Genomic DNA, 10,901 nt, shown 5'->3' with positions numbered 1-10,901 from the left:
TACTCCGGGCGGCGGCCGCGGCCACGACCGCTGAAGAGGCCGGCAGCTAGTTTCCGCCGGTCTTGGGGCTGCACTCGCCGGGGGCTACCCGGTCTTTCCCTATCAGCGCCACGAAGCGCTGGGCTCCCAGCCCAAGTGGGCGCTCACGTGACCATACGACGTCCACCCACAGGTCCAGCCCGTTGCTGAGGTTCTCGAACGGAATCTCGACCAGCGCCCCGGCCGCCACGTGCGGCCGCGCGAAATTGCGTGGCAGCCAGCCCCAGCCCAGCCCGGCGGTGATCAGGCTCAGCGCGGCCAGCGCGTTGTCGGTGCGCCAGACGTGGCGCGCGAACACGAAGCGCGGATCGCTGTTGGCGAGGTCGCGGCCGGCCACGACGATCTGCCGGGTGTTCGTCAGGTGCTCCTCACGCAGCCGGCCGCCCGGCGCCGCGAGCAGCACCGGGTGGTCGGGCGCCATCACAGCCACCATCAGGTCGCTGCCGACTTCCTGGAAGCCTTCGCGGCCGTCGAGGCTCGGGCGCTCGAACACCAGCGCCAGCTGCGCGCGACCGCTGTGCAGCAGCGCCAATGCATCCGCTTGCGGGGCCGCCAGCACCTCCACCTGCAGCAGCGGGTGTTCGCGTGCCAGTTCGGCCAGCGGGCCGCTCCAGGGCGCGGCCAGCAGTTCGGGCGCGATGGCCAGCGTGAGCCGGTCTTCCAGCCCCTGGGTCAGCGCCAGCGCCTGCACCTGGAGCTGCCCGAGTTGTGCCGCCAGCAGCCGCGCCTGAGGCTCCAGCGAACGTGCCGCGGCCGTGGGCTGGGGCTCGCGGCCGCTGCGGTCGAACAGCGGCAGGGCGAGTTCGGCCTCGAGGTTGGCGATGGCCATGCTGACCGCCGATGGCACCTTGCGCAGCGCCCGCGCCGCGGCAGAGAAAGAACCGTGGTCGATCACGGCCAGGAAGACTTCGATGTTGTCGCTGGAGAAGGCCATGGCGCCAGATCTTTCAATAAAACTGAAACAAGTTAACTTTTTATATCAGCGGGTGACACATAAAGTCCAGACATCGCAGCCACGAACCAGGAGAAAAGCGTCATGCAGGGCATTCAGCGTCGCATCGTCTACATCACCCTTTACGAAGGCATCGCCATCGTCGCCGCCAGCGCCGGGCTGGCCTTGATGACGGACGCCGGCCTGGGCCATTCCGGCGTGCTGGCGGTGGCCGCCTCGGTCATCGCGGTGATCTGGAACCTGGTCTTCAACGCGCTCTTCGAGCGCTGGGAGTCGCGCCAGGCCGTGCGCGGGCGCAGCGTGCGCCGCCGCGTCGCCCATGCCATCGGCTTCGAGGGCGGGCTGATCGCCTTCCTGGTGCCGATGTTCGCCTGGGGCCTGGGCGTGTCGCTCTGGCAGGCGCTGGTGATGGACCTGGGGCTGGTGGTGTTTTTCCTGGTCTACACCTTCGTCTTCAACTGGGCTTTCGATCGCGTGTTCGGCCTGCCGGCTTCGGCCATGGGCGAGGCGCAACCCGCCTGAGCCGGCGGGCGGGAGCGGAAACGGGGGCTTTTACCTTGGCCGGTTGAATCGACCTAAAATGCACCACTTCCCAAGGAGCGTTGCAGCGGCGGGCCTCGCAGGCCGGCCGTCAGGCTTGGGGCGACAACGACGCTCGCCTGTCCGACTCTTCCGCAGGTGAGGCCATGTCCCAGATTCCCGCTCCAGCTACCCCCGATTCCGCCCCCGTTGTTCCCCCGCCCATGAAGCTGTCCGGCCTCGAACCGGTCGCCATCGGCGCGGGCACGCTGTTCGTCAACATCGGCGAGCGCACCAACGTCACCGGCTCCAAGGCCTTCGCGCGGATGATCCTGAACGGCCAGTTCGAAGAAGCCCTGGCCGTGGCGCGCCAGCAGGTCGAGAACGGCGCGCAGGTGATCGACATCAACATGGACGAGGCCATGCTCGACAGCAAGGCGGCGATGGTGCGCTTCCTCAACCTCATCGCCAGCGAGCCCGACATCGCGCGCGTGCCGGTGATGGTCGACAGCTCGAAGTGGGAGGTCATCGAGGCCGGCCTGCGCTGCATCCAGGGCAAGGGCATCGTCAACTCCATCTCCATGAAGGAGGGGGTCGACAAGTTCAAGCACGAGGCCAAGCTCGTGAAGCGCTACGGCGCCGCCGCCGTGGTCATGGCCTTCGACGAGAAGGGCCAGGCCGACACCTACGAACGCAAGATCGAGATCTGCGAGCGCGCCTACCGCATCCTGGTGGACGAGGTGGGCTTCCCGCCCGAGGACATCATCTTCGACCCCAACATCTTCGCGATTGCCACCGGCATCGAGGAGCACGACAACTACGCGGTCGACTTCATCGAGGCCGTGCGCTGGATCAAGCAGAACCTGCCGGGCGCCAAGGTCTCGGGCGGCGTGAGCAACGTGAGCTTCAGCTTCCGCGGCAACGACCCGGTGCGCGAGGCGATCCACACCGTGTTCCTGTACCACGCCATCCAGGCGGGCATGGACATGGGCATCGTCAACGCCGGCATGGTGGGCGTGTACGACGACCTCGAACCCGAGCTGCGCGAGCGCGTCGAGGACGTGGTGCTGAACCGCCGTCCCGACGCTGGCGAGCGCCTCGTCGAGGTGGCCGAGACCGCCAAGAGCGGCGCGAAAGACGACAGCAAGAAGCTCGAATGGCGCGGCACGCCGGAGAACCCGGTGCCGGTCAACCAGCGCCTGTCGCACGCCATGGTGCACGGCATCACCGACTTCATCGTCGAAGACACCGAGGAGGCCTATCAGGCCATTCTGGCCAAGGGCGGCCGCCCGCTGCACGTGATCGAAGGGCCGCTGATGGACGGCATGAACATCGTGGGCGACCTGTTCGGCCAGGGCAAGATGTTCCTGCCGCAGGTGGTGAAGTCCGCCCGCGTCATGAAGTCGGCCGTGGCCCACCTCATTCCCTACATCGAGGAAGAAAAGCGCCAGGACGAGGCCGCGGGCCGCGACGTGCGCACCAAGGGCAAGATCATCATCGCCACCGTGAAGGGCGACGTGCACGACATCGGCAAGAACATCGTGACCGTCGTGCTCCAGTGCAACAACTTCGAAGTGGTGAACATGGGCGTGATGGTCCCGTGCCACGAAATTCTTGCGAAGGCGAAGGTCGAGGGTGCGGACATCGTGGGCCTGTCGGGCCTGATCACGCCGAGCCTCGAAGAGATGCAGTACGTGGCCGGCGAGATGCAGAAGGACGACCACTTCCGCATCAAGAAGATTCCGCTTCTGATCGGCGGCGCCACCACCAGCCGCGTGCACACGGCCGTGAAGATCGCGCCGCACTACGAAGGCCCCGTGGTCTACGTGCCCGACGCCTCGCGCAGCGTGAGCGTGGCGCAGTCGCTCCTGAGCGATCAGGCCACCGCCTACATCGACGAGATCAACGCCGATTACGACAAGGTGCGCCAGCAACACGCCAACAAGAAGCAGGTGCCCATGTGGCCGCTCGCGAAGGCGCGCGCCAACAAGACGCCCGTCGATTTCGCGAACTACCTGCCGCCGGTGCCCAAGTTCATCGGCCGGCGCGTGTTCAAGAACTTCGACCTCACCGAGCTGGCCAAGTACATCGACTGGGGCCCGTTCTTCCAGACCTGGGACCTGGCCGGCCCGTTCCCCGCCATCCTGAAGGACGAGATCGTCGGCACCGAGGCCGTGCGCGTGTACGCCGACGGCCAGCGCATGCTCAAGCGCCTGATCGAAGGCCGCTGGCTCAGCGCCAGCGGCGTGGTCGGTTTCTGGCCCGCCAACACGGTGAACGACGACGACATCGAGCTCTACACCGACGAGACGCGCAGCGAAGTCGCGCTCACCTGGTACGGCATGCGCCAGCAGACCGAGAAGCAGGTGATCGACGGCGTGATGCGCCCGAGCCGCTGCCTCGCCGACTTCGTGGCGCCGAAGGACAGCGGCGTGAAGGACTACGTCGGCATGTTCGCCGTCACGGCCGGCCTGGGCGTCGAGAAAAAAGAGAAGTACTTCGTCGATGATCTCGACGACTACTCCGCCATCATGCTCAAGGCTTTGGCCGACCGATTGGCCGAGGCCTTCGCCGAGTCGCTGCACCACCGGGTGCGCACCGACCTCTGGGGCTACGCGAGCGACGAGAGCCTGAGCAACGACGACATGATCGCGGAGAAATACCGCGGCATCCGCCCCGCGCCCGGCTACCCGGCCTGCCCGGACCACAGCGTGAAGGGCCCGATGTTCGACCTTCTGGGTTGCGCGGACATTGGCATGACCCTGACGGAAAGCCTCGCTATGATGCCCGCCGCCAGCGTGAGTGGTTTCTACCTGAGTCACCCCGATTCGACGTACTTCAACGTCGGCAAGATCGGTCACGACCAGCTGCAGGACCAGGCCGCGCGGCGCAAGGAGAGCGAGTCCTATCTCGAGCGTCTGCTGGCGCCCAATCTTTGAACCTGCCGGCCGGCGCGGCCGCCCGGCGCCGGGAGTTGTTATTCAGAAGCTGATGTTTGCAGCCGCGCATTACGCGGCCTTGTCGATCTTCGTGATCGGCTGCTGGGGCTTCGGCCGCGCGCTGCTGGGCCGCCTAGCCCCGCCGCCGCGCCGCGATGCGGGGCTCGAAGCGGCCATGGCCGTCGCACTCGGGGTCGGCCTGTACATCTGTGCCTTCCAGGCGCTGGCCATCTTCGGTGCTTTCAAGGCCGGCGCGACCGTGGCGCTCGTGGTGGCAGGCGTGGTGGCCGCCGCGCTCCAGCTTCCGTCGTGGCTGCGCGAGCGGCGCGCCTTGCGCGCGAACGAACCCGCCGCGCCGTGGACCTATGTCGAGCGCATCGCGCTGATTGCGCTGGCCCTGGTCGCGCTGCCCGCGCTGGTGGCGCCGCTCGTGCCGCCGATTGCCTTCGACGAACTGATGTACCACCTGCCGTACGCGCGCCAGGTCGCACAGCAGGGCTCGCTGGGCATCCACGACTGGCTGCGCTATCCCTGGTTCCCGTACAACTACAACCTGCTCTACGCCGCCGCGCTGCAGCTCGGCGACGACGTGCTGCCGCACTTCCTCAATGCGCTGGCGGGTGCGTTGTCGGTGGTGATGGTCTATCGCCTGGGCATCCTGCACGCCAACCGGCTCACCGCCTGCATCGGCGCGGCCATCTGGCTGGGGCTCGGCGATTACTCCAACGCGCTGATCGACATGGGCGTGGCGCTGTTCGTGCTGTCGGCCTGCGTGGCGCTGTGGTGGTGGCGCGAATCGGAGCCCGGCAAGCCCGCGCACGGCGGCATGCGCTGGCTCGGCGTGGCCGCGTTCTGCCTCGGCGTGGCCGCTGGCTCGAAGTACCAGGCGTTGATCTTCCTGCCGCTGGTGGCGGTGTTCGTCGTCCGGCACGAGCGCCGGCCCCGGGCCTGGGCGCTGGTATTCGCCTGCTTCCTGGTTCCGTGCGTGTACTGGTATGCGCGCAACGCCATCATGACGGGCGACCCGTTCAACCCCATCGGCGCGCGCGTGTTCGGCTTCACCGAGTGGACGCCGGCCGACTACGTGCAGCAGGTGGCCGACGTGCGCGTGCACGCCGAGCTGCCCAACGCGCTGATCTGGTCCGTGTTCTTCGCGCCGTTCAGCGTGTGGTGGAAGCGTTCGGCGGCGGTGCGTGCAGCCGGCTGGTTCTGCCTGTATTCGGTGGCCGTCTGGGTCGTGACCTCGCGCTATCCGCGCTACCTGACAGCCTCGTTCCCGCTGCTGGCCGCGATCGCGGCGATCGGCTGGCAGGTGCTGTTCGGTTGGATCGTCTCGGGCGTTCGCCGCATGTTCGGCGCCAGGAACACGGCGCAGGACGCGCCGCCTGCTGCCGTCACGCGGCGCACGCCGGCCCGCGTGGGCGACTGGGTGGCCGTGCTGCTGCTGGCCGTGCTGGCCGCCGTCTCGGTGCGCCAGACCGCCGCCAAGGTCGCGATGGTTTCGATCACGCCCGAGGCTCGCGAGGCCGTGCTGCGCCGGCACGTGCCGGGCTACGCCGTGATGGACTACCTGCGCCGCAACGCCACCGGCCGCGTCTACCAGATCGCGCTGAACGAGGCGATCTACTACGGCCCCAACCCCATCTGGGGCGACACGCTCGGGCCGTGGCGCTACACCGACTTCGGACGCCTGTCTGGCGGCGATCTCGCGCGCAAGCTCGGCGACATGGGCTTCACCGCGGTGGTCCTGCCGGACTCCGTGGTGCCCGTGTTCAGCGCGCGCATCGATTTCGACAAGTACTTCGCCGTGGAGTACGAGAAAGACGGCAGCCGGGTCTACCGTATCCTTCCCGCCGCACCATGACCGACACCGATTCCCTCGCCGTTCCAGGCAACACCGGCCTGCGCATTGCCGCGGTCATCCCCTGCTACAACGAGGCGCTGGCCATCGCCCAGGTGGTCGCGGGCTTTCGCGCCGCGCTGCCCGAGGCCGAGATCCACGTCTTCGACAACAACTCCAGCGACGACACGGCCGCCGTGGCGCGCGCGGCCGGCGCCGTCGTCACGCACGTGGCCCTGCGCGGCAAGGGCAACGTGGTGCGGCGCATGTTCGCCGACGTCGAGGCCGACGTGTACGTGATGGTCGACGGCGATGCCACCTACGACGCCGGCGCCGCGCGCCGGCTCATCGACCGGCTGGTGAACGACAACCTCGACATGGTGGTCGGCAGCCGCGTGGACGACGGCCAGGACGCGCACACCTACCGCACCGGCCACCGCCTCGGCAACCGCATGCTCACGGGCGCCGTGGCGCAGCTGTTCGGAGGTGGCCTCAGCGACATGCTCTCGGGCTACCGCGTGTTCTCGCGGCGCTATGCCAAGTCGTTCCCGGCGCTGTCGCGGGGCTTCGAGACCGAGACCGAGCTCACCGTGCACGCGCTCGAACTGCGCATGCCCTATGCAGAGGAAGGCACCGCCTACAGCACGCGCCCCGAAGGCTCCGTCAGCAAGCTCTCGACCTACCGCGACGGCTGGCGCATCCTGAAGACCATCTGCAAGCTGTTCGTGAGCGAGCGGCCGCTGCAGTTCTTCTCGATCATCGGGGGGCTGCTCGTGCTGATGTCGGTCGCGCTGGTCCTGCCGCTCGTCATGACCTACATGCACACCGGCCTGGTGCCCCGGCTCCCCACGGCGGTGCTGGCCACGGGCGCGATGCTGGCGGCCATGCTGTCCTTCGTGTGCGGCGTCGTCATGCAGGCCATCACGCTGGGGCGGCGGGAGGCCAAGCGGCTGCGCTATCTCGCGATTCCGGGCGTGCGCGAGCAGGCGACCCGCGCTTCACGCGCCTCGCGATGAAGATCGCACGCGAGTTCCTCTCGTTCGCCGCCGTCGGCGTGATCGGGCTCGTGGTCGACGTGGTCGTGCTGTACCTGCTGGCGCCGCTGCTGGGCTGGTATGCGGCGCGCGTGGTGTCGTTCCTTGCGGCGGCGACCACCACCTGGGCCTTCAACCGCCGCTACACCTTCGCGGCCAGCGCAGCGGCCGGCCGTTCCCTCTGGCGCGAATATCTGGGCTACCTGGCGACCATGGCCGCCGGCGCAGTGCTGAACTATGGCGCCTACGTGCTGACGCTGCACTGGGTCGACGGGCGCTGGGCCGCGGCCCTGGGCGTGGCGCTGGGCAGCCTCGCCGGCATGAGCGCCAACTTCCTGTCGGCGCGCTACCTGGTCTTTCGCTCGCACCGCGGCGGCTGAAGCCGCCGGCACGGCGCGCTCAGTGCGCGCCGGAAACGACGACCGGAATTTCGGTCGCGGGCGGCGTGTTGCGGCTGCGGCCGCAGCGCATGATGCCGTCGATCATCACCATGCCCACGCCCGGAATGTCGCCGAGCTGGACGCTTTCGAGCAGGCCCGGTGCGGGCGAATGCTGCGCGCGGTCCATGAACACGAAGTCGGCATCGCGGCCCACTTCGATCAGCCCGCAGTTGAGCTTGCGGATCTTCGCCGTGTTGCCGGTCGCGAAGCAGAACACCAGCTCGGCCGGGATGTTCGCGATGGACGACAGCATCGCCACCATGCGCAGGATGCCCAGCGGCTGCACGCCCGAGCCGGCCGGCCCGTCGGTGCCGAGGATCACGCGGTGCGGGCACTTCAGCTCCAGCGCCGCCCTGGCCGCCGCGATGGCCACCTTCTCGTTGCCGTTGTGCACGATCTCGATCGCGCGCGAGCTCTTCTCGCACAGCTCGCACACATGCGCCTCGGGCAGCGAGGTGTGGCCGCCGTTGATGTGGCCGATGATGTCGGCGTCGGCTTCGAGCACCACGTCCTTGTCGATCAGGCCCGAGCCCGGGATCGACGGGCCGCCCGTGTGGATCGTGCTCTGGATGCCGTACTTGCGCGCCCAGGCCACCATTTCCTTGGCCTCGTAGCCGGCCTTGACCGAGCCCAGTCCCACTTCGCCCAGCAGGCCCACGCCTGCCTCGGCGAGTTCCTTGAAGTCGCTCTCGACCATGCCCTTCTCGATGACGGGTGCACCGGCGAGCACCTTCACGCCGCCGGGGCGGAAGTTGTCGAAGGCGCGTTGCGCGGTGATGGCCAGCGCCTTCAGTCCGACGATGTCCTTGGGGCGGCCGGGCAGGTGCACTTCGCCGGCGGAAATCATCGTCGTCACGCCGCCGTGCATGGTCGAGTCGATCCAGCCGATCTGGCCCTGGCGCGGCGTCCAGTCGCCGAACACCGGATGCACGTGGCTGTCGATCAGGCCGGGTGCCACGCAGGTCTTGCGTGCGTCGATCACGGTCTGCGCGCCTTCGAGGTCGCAGTCTTTCTCTTTGCCGACCGCCACGATCAGGCCGTCGTTCACCACAATGGTGTCGGCGTCGAGGATGGGCTTGTCGATGTCGCCCGAGAGCAGCAGCCCTATGTTCTTGATGACGACCTTGCCCGACTTGCCGCCGGCTGCGATTTCTGCCATTTCGATGTGTCCTCGTGGGGTGATGTGTTGTCTTGCGGCTCGTCCGCGCGCACCGTGCGCAGCAGCGTCTCGATCACGAAGTCTTCCCAGTGCGCGACGGCCTCCGGCGACTCCATCGGCTCGCCGAGGAAGGCGGTGAGCGTGTGCCGGTTGGAGGTGTAGAAATAGCCGGTGGACGCTATCAGCAGGTAGATGTCGCGCGCCACCAGGTCCTTGCGGAACAGGCCCTGCGCCGCCCCACTGGCGAGGATCTCCGCAATGATCGCCACCGCCCGCGACGAATACTCGCGCGCGCGCAGCGACTTCGAGATGTGCCGCCCCTTGTGCAGGTTCTCGGTGTTCAGCAGCGTGACGAACTCGGGGTTCTTGCGGTAGTAGCCCAGCACGAAGCGGATCACTTCGGTGAACGCCTCCACCGGCCGCGAGGCGTCGAGCGCAATGGCGGCCTCGGCATCGTCCATGCGCTGGTAGATGCCCTCGAGCACCGCGATGAACAGGCCTTCCTTGCTGCCGAAGTAGTAGTAGATCATCCGGTCATACGACTTCGCGGCCTTGGAGATCTTCTCCACGCTGCCGCCGTCGTAGCCGTATCGGGCGAACACCTTGGTCGCCGATTTCAGGATGCTGTCGCGCGTGGCCTGCGCCGCGGCCTCGCGCACGCCGGTGCGGCGCTGGGGCTTGGCGGCGGTGCGGTTGTCGGCCATTGCGCGCGGCGCCCTGCTTATTTTTCGGCGAACGCGCGCTCTACGACGAAGTCGCCGGGCGTCGAGGTGTTGCCTTCCTTGAAGCCGCGCTTTTCGAGGATGTGCTTCAGGTCGACCAGCAGGCCGGGGCTGCCGCACAGCATGACGCGGTCTTCCTCGACGTTGAGCGGGGGCAGGCCGAGGTCGTCGGTGAGCTTGTTGCTCTCGATGAGGTCGGTGATGCGGCCTTGGTTGCGGAACTCCTCGCGCGTGACCGTCGGGTAGTAGAGCAGCTGCTTGGCAACCATCTCGCCCAGGAACTCGTGCTTGGGCAGGTGGTCGATCACGAGGTCGTGGTAGGCCAGCTCGTCGACCTGGCGCACGCCGTGCACCAGAATGACCTGCTCGAACTTCTCGTAGGTGTCGGGGTCGCGGATGATGCTCATGAACGGTGCCAGGCCGGTGCCGGTGCCGAACAGGTACAGGCGCTTGGCCGGCAGCGTGTAGTCGATCAGCAGCGTGCCGGTGGGCTTGCGGCCCACGATGACGGTGTCGCCCACCTGGATGTGCTGCAGCTTCGAGGTGAGCGGGCCTTCTTCCACCTTGATGCTCAGGAACTCGAGATGCTCCTCGTAGTTCGGGCTCACGATGCTGTAGGCGCGCAGCAGGGGCTTGTTGTTGACCTTCAGGCCGATCATTGTGAAATGACCGTTCGAGAAGCGCAGCGCCGGGTCGCGCGTGGTGGTGAAGGTGAACAGGCGGTCGGTCCAGTGGTGGACGCTCAGGACGCGTTCTTCGCTGAATGCACTCATACGGAACTCAAGAGTTGGTTGGAACAGTGGAAGGTGGCTGGGCCGGGATGCACGCCCTTGGGGCATGCGGCCGCCGGCCGGCTGCGAACCCTCCATTGTCGTTGGTCGGAAAAACCCCGACGGACAGCGCGAGAAAACACCATTGCAAGCATCGGGCCCGTTTGCTACATTGACTGCGAATGTAGTGAACGCAACATGAAAGTGTAGGGAATGCTACACAAACGGAAGTCGGTGCACAAGCGGGCTGACGGCACGTTTGTTGCAAACCCCGGCAGCCAGGATTTGCCCCCGCACATCACCGAAACGCCCACGAGATCGCCCCGATGACAGAACACACCAAGACAGATGGCCTCCCCGGCATGGACATGCCCGTGGTGGCCGAAGCCGGCGGGGGGGCCGGGCCGCCCGCCCGCCCCCCCCCACCGACCGCCGGGCACACGACCGCGACGAGAACAACCCCACCCCCCGGGTGGGCGAACAAACC

At 67.4% G+C, this 10,901-nt stretch carries 9 protein-coding genes and 1 riboswitch; of the genes, 5 read left to right on the top strand and 4 right to left on the bottom strand.

From position 1 onward, the window contains the following. Positions 1-46: 46 nt before the first annotated feature. On the bottom strand, positions 47-973 hold the full coding sequence (locus ACCC97_RS28115) for a LysR family transcriptional regulator (RefSeq protein WP_007831915.1): 927 nt from the start codon (positions 971-973) through the stop codon (positions 47-49). A 102-nt stretch (positions 974-1,075) separates the two neighbouring features. Here ACCC97_RS28115 and ACCC97_RS28110 point away from each other — a divergent pair, with 102 nt between their 5' ends. From ACCC97_RS28110 to ACCC97_RS28090, 5 genes are all read left to right on the top strand, one after another. Beyond that, positions 1,076-1,513, top strand: a complete 438-nt coding sequence (locus ACCC97_RS28110; protein ID WP_007831914.1) for a PACE efflux transporter — start codon at positions 1,076-1,078, stop codon at positions 1,511-1,513. 66 nt (positions 1,514-1,579) lie between these two features. Further along, positions 1,580-1,655: riboswitch (S-adenosyl-L-homocysteine riboswitch) on the top strand. A 79-nt stretch (positions 1,656-1,734) separates the two neighbouring features. Further along, positions 1,735-4,449: a methionine synthase gene (gene metH / locus ACCC97_RS28105; RefSeq protein ID WP_413336248.1), complete on the top strand. Its 2,715-nt coding sequence runs from the start codon at positions 1,735-1,737 to the stop codon at positions 4,447-4,449. Positions 4,450-4,501: 52 nt separating this feature from the next. Beyond that, the gene (locus tag ACCC97_RS28100; protein WP_413314885.1) at positions 4,502-6,313 is read left to right on the top strand and encodes an ArnT family glycosyltransferase; all 1,812 of its coding nucleotides are present in this window, start codon (positions 4,502-4,504) and stop codon (positions 6,311-6,313) included. Then, positions 6,310-7,305, top strand: a complete 996-nt coding sequence (locus ACCC97_RS28095; protein ID WP_413314886.1) for a glycosyltransferase family 2 protein — start codon at positions 6,310-6,312, stop codon at positions 7,303-7,305. The genes ACCC97_RS28100 and ACCC97_RS28095 overlap by 4 nt, the downstream gene beginning before the upstream one ends. After that, a complete protein-coding gene (locus ACCC97_RS28090; protein WP_007831902.1) occupies positions 7,302-7,703 on the top strand; it encodes a GtrA family protein in 402 nt (133 codons plus the stop codon). The genes ACCC97_RS28095 and ACCC97_RS28090 overlap by 4 nt, the downstream gene beginning before the upstream one ends. 19 nt (positions 7,704-7,722) lie before the next feature. Here the strand turns inward: ACCC97_RS28090 and ACCC97_RS28085 are convergent, their stop codons facing one another. The 3 genes from ACCC97_RS28085 to ACCC97_RS28075 are packed head-to-tail and all read right to left on the bottom strand — an operon-like array spanning position 7,723 to position 10,417. After that, entirely contained in the window at positions 7,723-8,922 is a 1,200-nt protein-coding gene (locus tag ACCC97_RS28085) for an amidohydrolase family protein (RefSeq protein WP_413336247.1), read from the bottom strand. After that, positions 8,868-9,626 (bottom strand): TetR family transcriptional regulator, encoded by a 759-nt coding sequence (locus tag ACCC97_RS28080; protein ID WP_007831892.1) that lies wholly within the window; start codon positions 9,624-9,626, stop codon positions 8,868-8,870. Before ACCC97_RS28080 ends, ACCC97_RS28085 begins: the two co-directional genes overlap by 55 nt. Positions 9,627-9,643: 17 nt before the next feature. After that, on the bottom strand, positions 9,644-10,417 hold the full coding sequence (locus ACCC97_RS28075) for a ferredoxin--NADP reductase (protein WP_007831891.1): 774 nt from the start codon (positions 10,415-10,417) through the stop codon (positions 9,644-9,646). Positions 10,418-10,901: the final 484 nt, after the last annotated feature.

This window comes from Variovorax sp. Varisp85 (assembly GCF_047304045.1).
Lineage (GTDB): Bacteria > Pseudomonadota > Gammaproteobacteria > Burkholderiales > Burkholderiaceae_C > Variovorax.
This window is presented reverse-complemented; position numbering and strand designations above follow the sequence as displayed.